At 63.7% G+C, this 17,210-nt stretch carries 17 protein-coding genes and 1 tRNA gene; 8 read left to right on the top strand and 10 right to left on the bottom strand.

From position 1 onward, the window contains the following. Positions 1-47: 47 nt before the first annotated feature. The 3 genes from RAD10_RS04690 to panE all read left to right on the top strand — a co-directional run bounded on the left by RAD10_RS04690 (position 48) and on the right by panE (position 3,130). A complete protein-coding gene (locus RAD10_RS04690; RefSeq protein ID WP_461616498.1) occupies positions 48-1,397 on the top strand; it encodes an MATE family efflux transporter in 1,350 nt (449 codons plus the stop codon). A gap of 102 nt (positions 1,398-1,499) precedes the next feature. Further along, positions 1,500-2,108: a 2-hydroxychromene-2-carboxylate isomerase gene (locus RAD10_RS04685; RefSeq protein WP_461616497.1), complete on the top strand. Its 609-nt coding sequence runs from the start codon at positions 1,500-1,502 to the stop codon at positions 2,106-2,108. A gap of 98 nt (positions 2,109-2,206) precedes the next feature. Next, complete coding sequence (gene panE, locus RAD10_RS04680; protein WP_461616496.1) at positions 2,207-3,130, top strand: 2-dehydropantoate 2-reductase; 924 nt, start codon at positions 2,207-2,209, stop codon at positions 3,128-3,130. Between the two features lie 82 nt (positions 3,131-3,212). Here the strand turns inward: panE and RAD10_RS04675 are convergent, their stop codons facing one another. The 4 genes from RAD10_RS04675 to RAD10_RS04660 all read right to left on the bottom strand — a co-directional run bounded on the left by RAD10_RS04675 (position 3,213) and on the right by RAD10_RS04660 (position 6,799). Then, a complete protein-coding gene (locus RAD10_RS04675; protein ID WP_461616495.1) occupies positions 3,213-3,806 on the bottom strand; it encodes a c-type cytochrome in 594 nt (197 codons plus the stop codon). Between the two features lie 207 nt (positions 3,807-4,013). Then, positions 4,014-5,294, bottom strand: coding sequence for a PQQ-dependent sugar dehydrogenase (locus RAD10_RS04670; RefSeq protein WP_461616494.1), 1,281 nt, complete (start codon positions 5,292-5,294; stop codon positions 4,014-4,016). Between the two features lie 367 nt (positions 5,295-5,661). After that, positions 5,662-6,648, bottom strand: a complete 987-nt coding sequence (locus tag RAD10_RS04665; RefSeq protein WP_461616493.1) for an NAD-dependent epimerase/dehydratase family protein — start codon at positions 6,646-6,648, stop codon at positions 5,662-5,664. A gap of 76 nt (positions 6,649-6,724) precedes the next feature. After that, a tRNA-Gly gene (locus RAD10_RS04660) sits at positions 6,725-6,799 on the bottom strand. A gap of 274 nt (positions 6,800-7,073) precedes the next feature. Here RAD10_RS04660 and trxA point away from each other — a divergent pair. Both trxA and RAD10_RS04650 read left to right on the top strand, forming a co-directional pair. Next, the gene (gene trxA / locus RAD10_RS04655) at positions 7,074-7,997 is read left to right on the top strand and encodes a thioredoxin (protein ID WP_165637721.1); all 924 of its coding nucleotides are present in this window, start codon (positions 7,074-7,076) and stop codon (positions 7,995-7,997) included. Positions 7,998-8,032: 35 nt separating this feature from the next. Next, positions 8,033-8,710: an LON peptidase substrate-binding domain-containing protein gene (locus RAD10_RS04650; protein WP_461616492.1), complete on the top strand. Its 678-nt coding sequence runs from the start codon at positions 8,033-8,035 to the stop codon at positions 8,708-8,710. 12 nt (positions 8,711-8,722) lie between these two features. On the opposite strand, the gene RAD10_RS04645 is transcribed toward RAD10_RS04650, so the two are convergent. The 4 genes from RAD10_RS04645 to RAD10_RS04630 all read right to left on the bottom strand — a co-directional run bounded on the left by RAD10_RS04645 (position 8,723) and on the right by RAD10_RS04630 (position 12,922). After that, positions 8,723-11,236, bottom strand: a complete 2,514-nt coding sequence (locus tag RAD10_RS04645) for an EAL domain-containing protein (protein ID WP_461616491.1) — start codon at positions 11,234-11,236, stop codon at positions 8,723-8,725. Between the two features lie 222 nt (positions 11,237-11,458). Next, the gene (locus tag RAD10_RS04640; protein WP_461616490.1) at positions 11,459-12,052 is read right to left on the bottom strand and encodes a cytochrome b/b6 domain-containing protein; all 594 of its coding nucleotides are present in this window, start codon (positions 12,050-12,052) and stop codon (positions 11,459-11,461) included. 48 nt (positions 12,053-12,100) lie between these two features. Further along, positions 12,101-12,379 carry a PepSY domain-containing protein gene (locus tag RAD10_RS04635; RefSeq protein ID WP_018323571.1) on the bottom strand — a complete coding sequence of 93 codons (279 nt, stop codon included), beginning with the start codon at positions 12,377-12,379 and terminating at the stop codon, positions 12,101-12,103. A 192-nt stretch (positions 12,380-12,571) separates the two neighbouring features. After that, the gene (locus RAD10_RS04630) at positions 12,572-12,922 is read right to left on the bottom strand and encodes a hypothetical protein (protein ID WP_461616489.1); all 351 of its coding nucleotides are present in this window, start codon (positions 12,920-12,922) and stop codon (positions 12,572-12,574) included. A 105-nt stretch (positions 12,923-13,027) separates the two neighbouring features. Between RAD10_RS04630 and RAD10_RS04625 the strand changes: the two genes are divergently transcribed. Together RAD10_RS04625 and RAD10_RS04620 are read left to right on the top strand one after the other, a co-directional pair. After that, entirely contained in the window at positions 13,028-13,558 is a 531-nt protein-coding gene (locus tag RAD10_RS04625) for a TetR/AcrR family transcriptional regulator (RefSeq protein ID WP_461616488.1), read from the top strand. Between the two features lie 125 nt (positions 13,559-13,683). Continuing rightward, entirely contained in the window at positions 13,684-13,881 is a 198-nt protein-coding gene (locus tag RAD10_RS04620) for a Trm112 family protein (protein WP_028139353.1), read from the top strand. Positions 13,882-13,947: 66 nt separating this feature from the next. Here RAD10_RS04620 and RAD10_RS04615 read toward each other — a convergent pair whose 3' ends face one another. After that, on the bottom strand, positions 13,948-15,168 hold the full coding sequence (locus tag RAD10_RS04615; protein WP_461616487.1) for a ubiquinone biosynthesis hydroxylase: 1,221 nt from the start codon (positions 15,166-15,168) through the stop codon (positions 13,948-13,950). Positions 15,169-15,306: 138 nt separating this feature from the next. Here RAD10_RS04615 and tesB point away from each other — a divergent pair, with 138 nt between their 5' ends. Beyond that, the gene (gene tesB, locus RAD10_RS04610; protein ID WP_461616486.1) at positions 15,307-16,170 is read left to right on the top strand and encodes an acyl-CoA thioesterase II; all 864 of its coding nucleotides are present in this window, start codon (positions 15,307-15,309) and stop codon (positions 16,168-16,170) included. A 35-nt stretch (positions 16,171-16,205) separates the two neighbouring features. Here tesB and RAD10_RS04605 read toward each other — a convergent pair whose 3' ends face one another. After that, on the bottom strand, positions 16,206-17,102 hold the full coding sequence (locus RAD10_RS04605) for a DUF4339 domain-containing protein (protein WP_461616485.1): 897 nt from the start codon (positions 17,100-17,102) through the stop codon (positions 16,206-16,208). Between the last annotated feature and the right edge of the window lie 108 nt (positions 17,103-17,210).

Genomic DNA, 17,210 nt, shown 5'->3' with positions numbered 1-17,210 from the left:
CGCATTGCGCGGCAACGGCTTCGCACGCCCTGATGAAAGGCCAATCCATGTCTGCCCCCAAGCCGCTCTGGACAACATTCCTCCGCTTCCTCACACCCCTGATGCTGAGCAACGCGCTGCAATCGCTGTTCGGCACCGTCAGCAACGTCTATCTCGGCCAGATGATCGGCATCGACGCGCTCGCGGCGGCCTCAGCGTTCTTCCCGGTGATGTTCTTCCTGTTCGCCTTCGTCATGGGGCTGAGCACCGGCGCGACCGTGCTGATCGGCCAGGCCTTTGGCGCAGGCGAGCACGGCCGGATCAAGAGCGTCGTAGGCACGACGCTCGCGGTCGGCCTTCTGCTTTCAATCTCAGTGGCGCTGACCGGCGGGCTCTTCAGCCGTCCGCTGATGATGGCGCTCGCCACGCCCGCGGACATTCTCGACCAGGCCAGCGCCTATGCGCGCATCATGCTGCTGACGATGCCGCTCGGCTTCGTCTTCCTGCTCATGACGGCGATGATTCGCGGCGTCGGCGATGCGCTGACGCCGCTGCTGGCGCTGGCGTTGTCGACCGCGATCGGGCTGATCCTGACGCCGATGTTGATCCGTGGGTCGTTCGGACTGCCGGCGGCCGGCATCACCAGTCCGGCATGGGCGGCTGCGATCTCGAACGCGCTCACGCTGATCGTGCTGGCATTCTATCTGCTGCGGAAGAAGCACGCGCTCGCGCCGGATGCGGCGCTGCTGGGTCACCTGCGGCTCAACGGCGCCATGCTCGGAAAAATCCTCGGCATCGGATTGCCGAGCGCTATCGGCATGGTGGTGATGGCGATCGCAGAGCTGGCTCTGCTCGGCCTCGTCAACCGCTTCGGATCGGAGGCCACTGCGGCCTATGGCGCCGTCAACCAGGTGATGGGCTACACCCAGTTCACGGCGATATCGATTTCGATCGCGGTCTCGATCCTCGGCGCGCAGGCCGTCGGCAGCAGCGACAGAGCCCGGCTCGTCGGCATCGTGCGGACCGGGCTCGCTTTCAACCTCGTTCTGACCGGCGGGCTCGTGGCACTGATCTATCTCGCGCCGCGCGCGATCCTCGGCATCTTCATCACCGATGCCGCCGTGCTCGATCTGGCGAAAGGCCTGCTCAATATCGCCCTGTGGAGCTCGGTGCCGTTTGGCCTCGCCACAGTGTTCTCAGGTGCCATGCGTGCGGCCGGGGTCGCGTTGACGCCGATGCTGCTGTCGATCTTCGCGATCATCGCGATCGAGCTGCCGGCCGCGGTGATCCTGAGCCACACGATCGGCCTTCCGGGCGTGTGGGCCGCCTATCCCATCGTGTTCTGCGCCATGTTCGCCTTGCAGATGGGCTATTACCTCATGGTCTGGCGCAAGCGGGCGATCCGGCGGCTGGTCTGATTCCCAGAGTATTATGCTCATCATTAAACGGTGGACCCGCAGGGCACGCTGCGTCACAATACGGGAAAAGCTAGATCAAAAAATTAGGTCACGGAGTACGATTTGACCCGCACAGCCCCGCAATTCCTGTTCGATTTCGGCAGCCCGAATGCCTATCTCAGCCACCTCGCGATCCCCGCGATCGAGCAGCGCATCGGCGTCAAGTTCGAATATGTGCCGATCCTGCTCGGTGGCATCTTCAAGTCGACCAACAACAAGTCGCCGGCCGAGACGCTCGCGGGCATCAAGAACAAGCGTGAATTCCATCAGGTCGAGACCGAGCGCTTCATCAAGCGCTTCCATGTCCAGCCCTATGTCTGGAATCCGCATTTCCCCATCAACACGCTGAACCTGATGCGCACGGCGATTGCCGCACAGCTCGAGGGCGTATTCGAAAAATACGTCGAGGCGGCCTTTCACCACATGTGGCGCGAGCCGAAGAAGATGGACGATCCCGAGATCGCGGCGAAGGCGCTGGCCTCATCCGGGCTCGACGCCCAGAAGCTGTTCGCCCGCAGCCAGGAACCCGAGGTGAAGGGCAGGCTGATCAAGAACACCGAGGAAGCGGTCGCCCGCGGCGCGTTCGGCTCGCCGACCTTCTTCGTCGGCAACGAGATGTTCTTCGGCAAGGAGCAGCTGCGCGAGGTCGAGGAGATGGTGTCAGGAAAGTGAAGCGCGCGAATGGCGAGTAGCGAATAGCGAGTGGAAATCGTGCTCACTATTCGCTACTCACTATTCGCCATTCGCCAAGAAAAGAACGGAGCTCTCCCATGCGTATCCTCGTGGTCGGCGCCGGCGCCATCGGCGGCTATTTTGGTGGCAGGCTGTTGCAGGCCGGCCGCGACGTCACCTTCCTGGTCCGGCCGCGCCGCGCCGGCGAGCTCGCAAGCGCCGGCCTCATCATCAAGAGCCCGAATGGCGATGTGACCTTGAAGAATCCGCCGACCGTGCAAGCCGACGCTCTCAAGGACAAGTTCGACGTCGTGCTCTTGAGCTGCAAGGCGTTCGATCTCGACGACGCCATCAAATCGTTTGCGCCGGCGGTCGGACCTGATACGGCGATCATCCCGATGTTGAACGGCATGAAGCATCTCGATATCCTCGATGCCAAATTCGGCAAGGAGCGCGTGCTCGGCGGTCTCTGCGCCATCGCCGCGACCTTGAACGAGCAGCGCGAGGTGGTGCAGCTCCAACCGATGCAGTCGCTGAACTACGGCGAGCGCGACGGCAAGCTTTCAGATCGCGTCAAGGCGATCGACGAGGCCTTCAAGAGCGGCATCACCGGCGCCGCGGCCAGCCAGAACATCATGCAGGACATGTGGGAGAAGTGGGTGTTCCTGTCCTCGCTCGCGGCCTCCACCAGCCTGATGCGCACCTCTGTCGGCAACATCCTCGCCGCGCCCGGCGGCCGCGACTTCCTGCTCGGCATGCTGGACGAGACCAGCGCGATCGCCACCGCGTCGGGCTATACGCCGGGCGGGCCGTTCTTCGAGCGGGTGAAGGGCAACCTCACCGCCGAGGGCTCGCCGATGACGGCCTCGATGTTCCGCGACATCAAGGCCGGCCTGCCGGTCGAAGCCGATCATGTCATCGGTGATCTCATCGCACGCGCCGATGCCGCCAAGGTGCCGGTGCCCAAGCTGCGCATCGCCTACACGCATTTGAAGGCGTATGAGAAGCAGCGGGCGGGGTAGGCAGCCTCGTGTTCCACTGTCGTCACGGACAAGCGCAGCGCAGATCCGGGACGACAGCGGAGCTTGTGGCAACGGCTCCGCACTATTTCAAATGCGCGAGATAGTGCGAGACGGCGGTGATTTCCTCGTCGCTCATGTGATAGGCGACATCGGCCATTGCGGCGACGCCGCCGCCGACGCGCTGGCCCGCTTTGTAGTCGCGCAACGCCTTGACCAGATATTCCTCGCGCTGGCCAGCCAGTCGCGCCACCCCCTTGGTGCCGGCGAAGCTGTCCGTATGGCATGAGGCGCAGCGGCGGCCGGCGGCAACTTGCGCGCCCTTTTTCGACAGGTCCGGGTCGCTGTCCTCCGGTCCCTTCGGCGGCGTCAGTTGCGAGAAATAAGCGCCGAGATTGCGGATGTCCTCATTGGTGATCTCCTCGACGATCGGCTGCATCTGGTCGTTCTTGCGCGAGCCCGCGCGGAAAAACACGAGCTGCCACTGGATGAACTGATCAGGCTGGCCAGCCAGCGAGGGGATATTCTCCGTCTGCGAAATGCCGTTCTCGCCGTGACAGCCGGAGCAGACGGCAGCCTTCTCCTTGATCGCGGCATTGTCCGCAGCCTGAGCCGGGGCGAATGCGAGCGCTGCAAGCGAAAGCGCGCCGATGGCGTACGAAGAAAACTGGCGGCGCATCGAGGGAATTCCGATCTATCTGGATCATTCCGGGGCGTGCGGAGCACGAGCTAAGATGCGCAATTGCGCATCGGAGAATCCATAACCCCGATTCGTGGTTATGAGTTCCGGACTTGCGCTGGCGCGCAATCAGGAACGACAACGTGGCTCTGAAATGAAAGAGGCTGCGGCACCGTCCGGCCACCGCAGCCTCTTATCGTGTGCGCGCTACTTCTTGCTGTAGCTGATGCGGTAGATCGCGCCGGCCCAGTCGTCGGCGACGAGGATCGATCCGTCCTTCGCGAGGATGATGTCGTCAGGACGGCCGAGATAGCCCTGGTCGCCCTCGATCCAGCCGGAGGCGAACACCTCCTGCTTGGGATTCTTGCCATCAGGCCCGACAATCACGCGCATGATGCGGCCGCCCTGGTACTTGTGGCGATTCCAGGAGCCGTGCTCGGCGATCAGGATGTTGTTCTTGTACTCGGCGGGGAACTGGTCGCCGGTATAGAACTTCATGCCGAGCGGAGCGACATGCGCGCCGAGGTTCAGCACGGGCGGCGTGAACTCGGAGCACTTGTGGCCCATCGCGAACTTGTCGTCCGGCAGATTGCCCTGGTGGCAGTAGGGATAGCCGAAATGCTCGCCCATTTTGTTGATCATGTTCAGCTTGTCTGAGGGCAGATCGTCGCTGATCCAGTCGCGGGCATTCTCGGTGAACCAGAATTTGCCGGTGCGCGGATCGACGTCGCCGCCGACCGAGTTGCGGACACCGAGCGCGTAGATCTCGGCGTTGCCGGTCTTGGGATCGACGCGCCGGATCTGCGAGACGCTGGTCGGTGGGATGCCGACGTTGAAGGGCGGTCCGAACGGAATGTAGAACCAGCCTTCCTTGTCGACCGCGATGTACTTCCAGCCATGCGCGGCATAGGACGGCATGTCGTCATAGACGACCTTGCCGTCGCCGAGCTTGTCGAGATTGGCCTCCGCATTGTCGTAGCGGATCAGCTTGTCGACCGCGATGACGTAGAGCGCGCCGTCCTTGAAGGCGAGACCGGTGGGCATGTTCAGGCCCTTGAGGACGGTCTTGACCTCCTTCTTCCCGTTGTTGTCCTTGATGGCATAGACGTTGCCGAGGCCGAACGAGCCGACGAACAGCGTGCCCTTGTCACCCCAGGCCATCTGCCGCGCGGCCAGCACGCCGGAGGCGTAGACCTCGATCTTGAAGCCTGCCGGCAGCTTGATCTTCTTGACGATGTTGGCGAGCTCGGCATCGGAAGCGCCGGTCGGCGGACCCGACGGCGGCGCGAGGCCCTTCTGCGCCTCGGTCTCGTCGCCGAGGAACCAGTCATCGGGCGGATGGGTCCAGAACTCCTTGGTGCCGGATTCGTATTTCTTCAGCGCCCGGTTCTTGTCCTGCTGCTGCGCATTGCCAGCGTTGGTCCCCGCGAGAAAGGCAACCGCTGCAAGCGCCAGAACGGATTGAAAGACGGATCGATGGAACTTCATCGCGTCACTCCCCTAAGGCAGCCGTCAGGGCTGCGCATTATTTTATTTTGCTAGTCGAGAGGCGAAGTTTTAGGTCCGTCGGGACGACAGACGCAAAAAGGTTAGCACATCTGCGAACGGTGAGAAGCCGGCCGCGTGGGCCGCCGTTACGCTCCGGAAAAATTGAGACGGAATGTCAACGAACGAACGCCGCTCTCGCTGCAGCGCGGAATCAATTGGAGCGCCGATCGTTTCGCCGGCGGCAGGAGGGGGTGGTTATACAAAAACGCGAAAACAACCCCATGCACAGTAGAACGGCTCAAGCGGCTCGCTCCCGGCGAGACCGGACAGACATCTGACGCGTCGAGCAAAATAGCAAATCCGGCGCCTACGAGGCGACCGGGTAGGGCCCGTCGTCGAACACCGTGTCATGATAGCCCTTCGAGCCGATCTCGCGTGCCAGCGGGCTGCGGAAATCGCGCTCAGTGCGCAGGCTGTCCAACACATGCGCGAAGTCGAATTCCGGCCGCCAGCCCAGCTCGCGCCGCGCGCGCTGGTTGACATAGACGCGGTCGATCTCGGGGAGGAGGTTCCAGCCTCGCGCCGCATACAGCAGCGCGCAATCCGAATAGAGCTCGCGCACGACACCGGCGGCATCGCGCGCGAGCGCAGTGAGATGGCGCGGCTCGAACGGGCTGGTGGCGGAGACGATGTAGCGGGCGAAGCCGATCTTCGGGGCCCGTTCGGCGGCGAGCAGATGCGCGCTCACGGCGTCCGCGATGTCCAGCCGGCGATAGAGCAGCTCGTTGGCCTGCGCGTTCTCCAGCGTGTAAGCCGAGCGCATCACCGGATCGTCATCGTCTTCCGGAAAGAAGCGCGAGGTCCGCAAGACGACGACCGGCAGGGCGCGCTCGCGATAGAACAGCTCGCACAAGGTCTCGGCCATCAGCTTTGTGGTGCCGTAGATGTTCTTCGGCACCGGCGGCAGATCCTCGGTGACCCACACCGCGGCCTCTCCGGCCTCGGGACGGAGCTGCGAGCCGAACGCGCTGGTGGTGCTGGTGAAGACGAAACTGCGCACGCCGGCCGCCGCCCCCGCCTCGAGCAGGTTGAGCGTGCCGGTAACGTTGGTGTCGACGAAGTCCTGCTTGCCGTGGGTTGCCACATGCGGCTTGTGCAGCGTCGCGGTGTGGATCACGGCGGAGACGCCGTCCATCTGCGCCCGGACGAAGCCGGGATCGACGATCGAGCCGACCGCGTCGGTGAAGGGCGATGGCTTCAGATCGATCCCGCGCGCTGGGGAACCGCGAGCTCGGAGGGTCCGGAGGATGGCTTCCCCGAGGTGGCCTGCGCTGCCGGTGACCAGAATTGTCATTGCGAACCCAGGACAGCCGCGAGCGGCGTGGCGAACCACGTTTCCGTCCGGATCGGCTGGATGCTTTGGAGAAAATTGGAGCGGGCGAAGGGGCTCGAACCCTCGACCCCGACCTTGGCAAGGTCGTGCTCTACCACTGAGCTACACCCGCATCCTGTGTCGGTCGCGTGACGCGCCGGCAACGGCTGTCGTATGCCAAAACCGGGAGGGGAATGCAACAGCTACCGGCGATCTAGATTCGGTTCTTGGGGCCCCATATGGAGCCTGAATGCGACGAAATGGCCCGAAAGTGCCCCGGAACTGGCGAATCGTCCTCGGTGGATTGAAATTCGGCCGTCGCGGCCCAATTTAGGAGCCGACAGCGAGCATAAGGTGTGGCGGCGTGCTAAAGACCCGCCATTCCGGACATAGACGAGGGGATCCCCGTGACGATCATCGACCAGGGTAACGGAGCGGCGGGCCCGGCTGCGGCCGATCTGATCAAGGACACCACCACCCAGACCTTCGTGAAGGACGTCATCGAGGAATCGAAGCGCCAGCCGGTGCTGATCGATTTCTGGGCGGAGTGGTGCGGCCCCTGCAAGCAACTCACCCCTCTGCTCGAAAAGGCCGTCAAGGCGGCCAAGGGCAAGGTCAAGCTGGTCAAGATGAACATCGACCAGCACCCGGCGATCCCGGGCCAGATGGGCATCCAGTCGATCCCGGCCGTGATCGCCTTCGTCAACGGCCAGCCGGCCGACGGCTTCATGGGCGCGGTACCCGAGAGCCAGCTCAACGCCTTCATCGAAAAGCTCACCAAGGGCGTGACCGCCCCGGGCGAGCCCAATATCGCCGAGATCCTGCAGGAGGCCGAAGCGGTGCTCGCCGAGGGCGATGCGGCGGCGGCAGCGCAGATCTACGCCGAGGTGCTCCAGCATGATGCCACCAACATCGCGGCGCTCGCGGGCCTCGCAAAATGCTATGCCGTCTCCGGCGCGATGGAGCAGGCCAAGCAGACGCTCGCCATGGTGCCGGAATCCAAGCGCAACGACCCCGCGGTAAAGGCCGTGCAGACCGCGATCGATCTCGCCGAGCAGGCGCAATCGCTCGGGCCGGTCGCCGAGCTGGAACAGAAAGTCGCCGCAAACCCGCTCGATCATCAGGCCCGATTCGACCTTGCGACCGCGCTCAACGCGCAAGGCAACCGTGCGGCTGCTACCGAGCAGCTGCTCGCGATCGTCAAGCGCGACCGCAAATGGAACGACGACGGCGCCCGCAAGCAGCTGGTGCAGTTCTTCGAGGCCTGGGGCGGCACGGATGATGCAACCGTCGAGGGACGCAAGCGCTTGTCGACGATCCTGTTTTCGTAGGCGCGGTTGACCAAGTCAGCGGGGACCGGGACCAGATGCCGATCAACATCGAATATCGCGGACCCGCCGACCTCCCGGAGATCATTCCGGTGTTTCCGCTGCCGGGCGCGCTGCTGCTGCCCCGCGGCCAGATGCCGCTCAACATCTTCGAGCCGCGCTACCTCTCGATGGTCGATGATTGCTTCCGCGACGGCCATCGCCTGATCGGCATGATCCAGCCTGATGTCGCGCACTCGCCGAAGAATTCCGACAAGCCGACCCTGTTCCGCGTCGGCTGCGTCGGCCGCATCACCCAGCTCGCCGAATCCGGCGACGGCCGCTACATCCTCGAGCTCACCGGCGTCTCGCGCTTCAAGGTGGTCGAGGAGCTCGAGGTGCTCACCGCCTACCGGCAGTGCAAGGTGGATTTTTTCGCCTTCGTCGACGACTTCACCGCGCGCATGGGCGAGGACGAGGTCGACCGCGAGGCGCTGCTGGCCGTGCTGGCGGACTTCCTGAAGGCCAATAATCTCAAGGTCGACTGGGAAGGCGTCGAAAGCGCGCCTAACGAAGCCCTCGTCAACGCGCTGGCGATGATGTCGCCCTATGGCCCCGCGGAGAAGCAGGCCATGCTGGAAGCGCCTGACTTGAAGACCCGCGCCGAGATTCTGATCGCGGTGACGGAGATGGACCTCGCCAAGAAGCGCACCAGCGGCGATCCTCCGCTGCAGTGAGGACGCGGGTGCTCACGCAGCGCAGACGGCTGCCTTGTCACCTCGCTTGTCACCTCGCCTCAGCATTTTCGCAATGGCGGATGCAGGCGTCGGCCGACCGAAGTAGTAGCCTTGCGTTTCGACGCACCCCTCTTCACGGAGGACGTCCAGTTGCTCCTTCGTTTCGACGCCTTCGGCGGTGGTCGTCTTGCCGAGGCTGACTGCGAAGCGAACGACTGCTCGCGCGAGATGGTGCGCGTCTGCCCTTGCGCTGGACAGTTCGTTGACGAAGCTGCGGTCGACCTTGATCTTGTCGAACGGGAATCTTTGCAGAAAGCTCAGCGATGAATAGCCGGTGCCGAAGTCGTCCAGTGCGATTCGCACGCCGAGCTCGCGCAATTGACCAAGTGCTGCGAATACAGCTTCGCTGTCATGCATGATCACCGTCTCGGTGACCTCGAGCTCGAGCCGGTGTGGCGAAACTCCCGAACTCGCCAGTGCATCGACAATGACCGGGACAAGCTCCTTGCTCCTGAATTGAGCGGGAGACAGGTTGATCGCGATCTTGAGGTGGGCAGGCCATTTGGCGGCTTCCGCACAGGCCGTCCTCAAGATCCATTCTCCCAGCGGCACGATCAAGCCGGCCTCCTCCGCGAGCGGTATGAATTCGCCGGGCAAGACCAGGCCACGCCGCGGGTGATGCCAGCGCAGCAAGGCTTCGAAGCCGCGGATCTCGCCGGTCGCGGTATTGACGAATGGCTGGTAGTGCAGCTCGAATTCGCGGCCAGCAAGCGCATCCCGCATGTCGCGCTCCAGGTTGCGTCGCGCATGCATGAGCTGGTCGAGTTCAGGCTCGAAGAAGCGGAATGCGCCACGTCCACCACTCTTGGCCGAGTAGAGGGCGAGATCCGCACTCTTCATCAGCACGTCGGAATCATTGCCATCGCGCGGCGCGATGGCAATGCCGATGCTGGTGCCCACCGTGACCCGGTGATCGCCGAGATCAAAGGGTTCGCAAAGCGCCTTCCTGATGTTCTCGGCGAGGGTGGCGGCCTCGACGGCCGGGTTGGTCACGTAGTCGATCACGGCGAACTCGTCGCCGCCCAGTCGAGCGATCAGCGCGGTTTCCGTGGTGCACTCGCGCAGACGCGCAGAAACGGCGCGCAGCAGGGAATCGCCTGCCGGATGTCCGAGCGTGTCGTTGACTTCCTTGAAGCGATCGAGGTCGAGCATGAGCACGGCCAGATCGACGCCGCCGCTACGCGTAACCGCAATGGCGTGCTCCATCCGCTCCCTGAGCAGCACGCGATTTGGCAGATCGGTCAACGCATCGTGTTGCGCCATATGCGCGATCCTGGCCTCGGACCGGCGTTGCTCGGTGACATCAAGATGCGTGGCCACCCACCCGCCGCCGGCCATCGGCTGTCGCGTCACGCAGATCAACCGACCATCCGCGAACTCGTCGATTCTGCTCGAGACCGCATCGAACGGCAACGCGGCCAATTTCGACAGGAACTGCTCGGCTGCGCCCTCGCTGGTGTCGCTCTTGAGAATGCCGGTCACGACGCGATGCCTGATGATGTCGGCGTGCGGGGTCCCCGTTCTCAGCAGTTCCGGCGGCAGCTGATAGAGCAGGGCATAGCGTTCGTTGCAGACCACAAGTCGCCTCTCCGCATCGAACATGCAGAGAGCCTCGACCATGTTGTTGATGGCCGTATCCAGCCTGAGCTTCTGGTCCTGGATCTCCTGTTGCGAATCTTCCACTTGCTGCCTGGCGCGCGAAAGTTCACTGATGATTTCCTCGAATCTGCTGGTTCTGGTCGCAAGGCGGCGATCCGCCAGCACGCCGACGAAGCTCATCCCGAGCACCGATAGGGCCACACCCGCGATTGCCACGGCAAGGAAGCTCGGCGAAAGCGACAATGTGTCGTTTGCCAGTGTCGGGTCTGGGACGATCTGCACGGCCCCCATGGCCGTGAAATGATGCGACACGATGGCGAGCGTCAGCAGCAGCGCCGCGGCGAAGGTCCCCGACTTGCTCTTGTGGCCCAAGGCAACCGCGAGCGCGACGTAGCCCAGGACCATGCCGAGGACGATCGAGATGAACACCAGCCCCGGCGACCAGGTGACACGACCCGGCACCTCGAGGGCCCACATGCCGATGTAGTGCATGCTTGCAATGCCGGCGCCGATGATGCCGCCACCGGCAGCTGCGCGCCAACGGCCGGAATTGTTGACGGCAACGCCAAACCCGCCTGAGGTCAGGATCATCGCCGCAGCGAGCGACAGCGCTGTCAGCACGAGGCCGTAACCGGTCGGGACGCCGGGCTCGTAGGCGAGCATTGCGACAAAATGCGTTGCCCAGATTCCGTAGCCGATGGCCGCGCCGGCAATCGCAATCCAGATCAGCCGCGCCCAGGCTCGCGAGGCGATCGCCCGATGAAAGATGCTGACGGCCACAATGCTTGCAACGAAGCACACCAAGCCAGCGAGCATGACAAGCCGCCAGTCGTGCTCAGCCGTGAGGCAGGTAAAAACGCGGAACATTCAATATCGCTCCCTCGTCAATACTACCGAGAATTGATCCGATCGGGCTTTGTCCGCGTTAATTTTCTACAATGCCCAGTTGCATGCCTATCGCGAGGTAAATGCTTCGCGGCAAATGGCGCCAGTTCACGTAATTATGCGGGTTAGGATAGATCTAGTCCCGTGAAACTACGCGGTTGAGCGAGCCCGTGATTGCATCCGTTGGAACTGAACTGGTCCTGCCTAGTGATGGCCGCGGATGCGCTTGCGCCCCGTGATCATCGCGCGGATCAGGTTCTCGCGCTGGAGAAGCGCCATCAGCACCACGCCCACGACGTGGAGCACGACCAGGACGATGACTGCGTCCGATGAATAGTGGTGAGTGTCTTCGACCCACCAGACGCCGAAGAAGGTGGTGGTGACCGACATCGCGCCCGTGATCGTCGAGACGGCGAGCGCGGCCAGCAGCGCCACCAGCATCAACGTGCCGGCGGGATTGAGCCCGATATAGCGGCCGGTGATGCCGCGGCGCAGATTCCAGAGATAACTTGGCGCCGCCCGAAGCCTCACTCTGATCATGCGAAAGCGCGAATAGCGGCTTCCCCAAAAGCCCCAGGCCAATCGAAAGGCGAGGAGTCCGAGCACCGCATAGCCGACGATGCGGTGAGTTCGGTCATAGACGGTGGGCGTGAACCACGCGGCCAGAACGCTAGCCGCGAGTGCCCAGTGCCAGAGGCGCAGCGGGAGGTCCCAGACCGCGACCGTCCGCGAAGCGGTTCGATCCGGGGGGGTCCGGTCGGACACCCCGCGCGCTTTTGGCATCGCTTCTTCGATCAAGCGAAGACCATCCTCAAGCCTTGTTTTGCGCGGATCAATTCGCGCGGTTTACTTGGCGATCGTGTGCTTCAGGCTGAGATCTTCGGGGCTGTAGAACAGCTCGTAAAGCTTGCCTTCCTTGACGCCATAGACCTCATAGCAGGAGCCTTCGATCTTGGAGCGCCGCACCTCGTAGCCCAGCGCCTTGGCCTTGGCTTCGGCCTCGCTGGCCGGCTTCCATGACGCCTTGTCGAGCTTGGTGCAGTCCTTGAATCCGTCGGCCATGGCCGCCGACCCCATGCCCATTCCAACCGTCAGTGCAATGGCAACAACACGAATGACCTTCACGAACGTCTCCTCCTCTGTCGTGCGCGCTACGCGAGCCGCGAGCGGGACCGAAGGAAGCAAAGGAGGAGGTGAAGTCAATCGGGTTCGAGCATGGATCGCTTTAGATAAGTTCTAACATCCGCCAAAAGCTGAGTGCTCCCCGTGCGCAGTGCGGATTTGGCGCGCCTCTGCGGCCTTACGCCTCACGCGCAGCTAGTAGCCCGCAACCGCCAGTACGACGACCGCGCTGAGCATCATCCAGCCGAAGTGCCGGCCGCGCGTAGCCCATGCGTTGGCGAGAGCGGAGAAGCCGAACACACAGGCCATGGTGGCGACGATCCAGTGCCGCGCCGGCTCCGAGCCCATCCAGGGCGCCGAGATCAGGAGGACGCCACCGCCAATCCAGGCAACGGTCGAGGCCTGCCAGACCAGGCGGATCAGGGTGCGCAGCCGTTCCGGCTCGATGCGGGCCCGGACGAACACCTTGGCCTCGCCGAGGTAACCGTGGATGAGGGCCACGGCAATGGTCAGGACGCCGGCGCACTGGAGCAAGAGATCACGCATCGTCATGGCTCCCGAAGAGTCGTCCATACATCTGTGTATGGTGAAATAGGCGCTGGTCCGCGGCCTGTCAATACACTAGTGTATGGTCTGATCCCGGAAACTGACATGACCGAACAGCTCTCCGCCGACGACTGGATCAAGGAAGGTCTCAAGGCGCTCGCCAAAAGCGGCTTCACCGCGCTCAAGGCCGATCCGTTGGCAAAATCCATGGGCGTGTCGCGCGGCAGCTTCTATTGGCATTTCGCCGATCTCGGCGCGTTCCAGGCCGCCGTGCTGAAGCGCTGGCGCGAGATCGCGGCCGAGCAGATTATCGCCGATGTCGAGGCCGCCAGCGACGAACCGCTCAAGGCGCTGCTGCGGAGGTCGTTCGGCGCACGGCTCGAGCTCGAACGCGCGGTGCGCAATTGGGCGGCCTTCGATGCGGCCGCGCAAGGGGCCGTGCGGGCGATCGACCGCCGCCGGCTCGACTATATCGAGGGGTTGCTGGAAAAACGCGGGCTCACCCCCGCAACCGCGCAGGCCCGGGCGCAGATCCTGTATTGGACATTCCTCGGCTTCGCCCTGTCAGGCGCGCCGGTGCCGGCAGCACGGCTGCAGGCCCTGCTCGACGAGGTCTTGACGATGGTCTTCGCGTAGATTTCCTATCTTGACGCGTTTTCTTTGCGCGAACCGGTAACCTACTGCGCTGGAAAACGCTTTGGCAGCCGCGATGGGCGGGCGCGGATTTCTGTGCTAGAGGCAACCGATTGCCGGAGACTCCAATGAACGCGTCCACCGAACGTCCCGAAGCCAGTGTCGATCCCAAATTGCTGGAGATTCTCGTCTGCCCGCTGACCAAGGGCCCGCTGGAGTTCGATTCTGCAAAGCAGGAACTGATCTCGCGCAGCGCCAAGCTGGCTTATCCGATCCGTGACGGCATCCCGATCATGCTGCCGGAAGAGGCGCGCAAGATTGATTGAGGCGGCGAGTAAGGAATGGCGAGTAGCGAATGGATCCACTCGCCATTCGCTGCTCACCATTCGCCCTTACAGCGCCTCGCCCTTCAACAACCGCGGCACCTCGCCCGTGAGCCCGGCGGCCTGGCGGATGAAGAGGTTCTTCAGCGGCGGGGCGCGGTCGACGAGGCCGAGGCCGATGTCGCGGACGGTGCGCAGCAGCGTCGACTGGTTGGAGAACAGGAAGTTCAGCGAGTTGGTGGCAACGCCCATCGCCATGGTGTCGAAACGGCGCCAGCGCTGATAGCGCTCGAGCACGTCGGCGGCGCCGAGGTCCATGCCGAGCCGCGCGGCATCGACCACGACTTCGGCCAGCGCGGCGACATCCTTCAGGCCCATGTTGAGGCCCTGGCCCGCAATGGGGTGGATGACATGGGCGGCATCGCCGACCAGCGCGAGGCGGGTGGCGATGAACGAGCGCGCCACGAAATAGGACAGCGGAAACGCGCGCGGCTTGTCGAGCGCCTTCACCTCGCCGAGATGCAGGCCGAAACGCTGCTCGAGCTCGGCGTGAAACTCTTCGTCGCTGAGAGCAATGATGCGCGCGGCCTCAGCTCGGCGCTCGGTCCATACCAGCGACGAGCGTTTTCCCGAGAGCGGCAGAATCGCGAACGGGCCCGCCGGCAGAAAATGTTCTTCGGCGCGGCCCTCGTGATCGCGCTCATGGCCGACCGTGACGACGATGCCGGACTGGTCATACTCCCAGCCATGGGTGGCGATGCCGGCGCGCTCGCGCAGCTTTGACCTTGCGCCATCGGCGGCAACCAGCAGGCTGGCTGCGATGACGCTGCCGTCCCCGAGCGTCACGTCGATGCCCTCGGCGCGCGCATCGTAGGATGCGACCGTGGTGGCGCGCAGATCGATGCCCTCGGCCTCTGCACGCACCACCAGCGCATCGATCAGGCGGCGGTTCTCGACCATATGCGCAAAGGGCTCGCCCGGCGCGACATCGCCGACAAAATTGAGGAAGACCGGACGAGTGGCGTCTTCCAGTTTCGAGTCTGTGACGACCATGTCGAGGATCGGCTGCGCCTCGCTCCTGACGTCGTCCCAGGCGCCGATCGCCTCGAACAGGCGGCGGCAGGCGGCCACGATCGCGGTGGCGCGGGGGTCGCGGCTCGGCCGCGTGGCGAGCGCGGGATCGGCGACGATGACGGGAATCTCGGGCCCGAGCCCCTGTCGCAGCGCCAGGGCCAGCGCAAGCCCTGCAAACGCGCCGCCACCAATGACAATGCTACCCTGTACCGACATACCCAAATTCCCGGTCAAATCCTGGTCTTGCTAGCAGACTTGAGGTGGGCGAAACAGTGCGGTGAAACAAGGGCGGAACGGTCCCATTGTGTCATTCCGGACCATCCGCCCCGGAACGACGGCGAGAAAGCTCACTCCATGTCCAAAAGCCTGATCGACCTCATTTCGATCCTCGACCTCGAGCAGCTCGAGGTGAATCTGTTCCGGGGCAACAGCCCGAAGACCAGCTGGCAGCGGGTGTTCGGCGGCCAGGTGATCGGGCAGGCGATGGTCGCGGCCTGCCGCACGGTCGAGGGCCGGCTGCCGCATTCGCTGCACTGCTATTTCGTCCTCCCGGGCGATCCGCAGATCCCGATCATCTACCAGGTCGAACGCCTGCGCGACGGCAAGAGCTATTCGACCCGCCGCGTCACCGCGATCCAGCACGGCAACGCGATCTTCTCGATCATGGTGTCGTTCCACGCCGAAGAGGAGAGTGCGTTCGACCATCAGGACAAGATGCCCGACGTGCCACCGCCGGAGAAGCTCACGGCGGAGGAGGTGGCGAAGCAGCCGATGTTCAAGGAGATGCCGGAGTTCATCCGGCGCTACTATGAATCCGACCGTCCGATCGAGCTGCGCCCGGTCGAGCTCGGTCGCTATTTCGGTCAGAAGATTGACGACGGCCGCATTCACGTCTGGATCAAGACCGCCGCGAAGCTGCCCGACGATCCAGCGCTGCACATGTGCGCGCTCGCCTACGCCTCGGACTTCTCGCTGCTGGACGCGATCATGGCACGCTATGGCCGCACGCTTTTCGACAAGCGCATGATGCCGGCCAGCCTCGACCATGCGATGTGGTTTCACCGCCCGTTCCGCGCCGACGAATGGCTGCTCTACGCACAGGATTCGCCGAGCGCGCGCGGCGGCCGCGGCCTGACCCGCGGCTCGATCTTCAAGCCGGACGGAACGCTGGTCGCCTCCGTCGCGCAGGAAGGCTCCGTGCGCGAACGGAAGGCCTAGCTATAAGCGCGGGATCTCGCGCTCATAGCTCCAGGTCATGCCGCCTGCGATCCGCGCGGAGCGAGCACGGTCTGCGACGCGAACCAGTTCATGATCCAGCGATACACCCACGGGATCGGGATGATCAGGCTGCACAGGATCGCAGCGACGATGCCGCGCCAGAGGATATCGAGACCAGAGCCCTTGAACACGATCTCGCGCCGCGTGCCCTCGATGCTGCGGCAGAACCAGCGCATCTGGGCTGCAGCGACCCAGGCCCAGCCGATGATGGTGATGATGGAAATCGCAAACAGCAGATTCCAGCCGATATAGGCCCAGACCGAACCGGTGAAGCTCAAGCCCAAAGGCTGCCCGTTGGAGGCAAGGTTCGCGATCAGCCATTTGATCAGGAGCCAGTAGAGCACGATCTGGACGATGAAGAGCAGATTGCTCAGCAACTGGCTGCCGACGAAGCCGAGCACGATCGCCAGAACGATGAAGCCGAAAAACCAGGGCACCAGCGTCATCGCGCTGCCGGTGAAGCTGAGATTGGGGCGCCCGGGGACCTTGATGCAGGGCACGATCCATTTCGTGTACCAGACGAACAGCCACGGCACCGGGATGATGAAGCACGAGCCGATCGCGAGCAGGAGCGTGCGCCAGGTGAACTCGAGGACGCCGAAATCGACCGCCAGCGATCCCGCCACTCCGCCTCCGCCGCCGGCATAGCCACCGGAGCTCATCATGGGCGGGCCGCCTGCCGGGATCATCGGCGGCGCGCCGCCGCCCCCGACCAGGCCGGGGATTTCGGCGGCCTTTTGCCAGCCGGCCATGCCCTCGGTCCACACCAGCGTATCCGGGCGCACGACGCCCTGGGCGACGAGATCGCGGAATTGCCCTTCCGGAAAGGGCCCCTGCTGCTTGCCCTCGGATGCGTAGAACCAACTCGCCATGAAGCGTCCCCTCAAAATACTTATGTACCGCTTGGCAGGCGCGGGTTCACCGCATTCATGCCAAAAATGCATTGTGAAGGATGAACGGATGCCCTGTACAGAGGCGGC

This window comes from Bradyrhizobium sp. 23AC, from assembly GCF_054863025.1.
The sequence above is the reverse complement of the archived record's forward strand: the minus strand, read 5'-3'. Positions and strand labels throughout refer to the sequence as shown.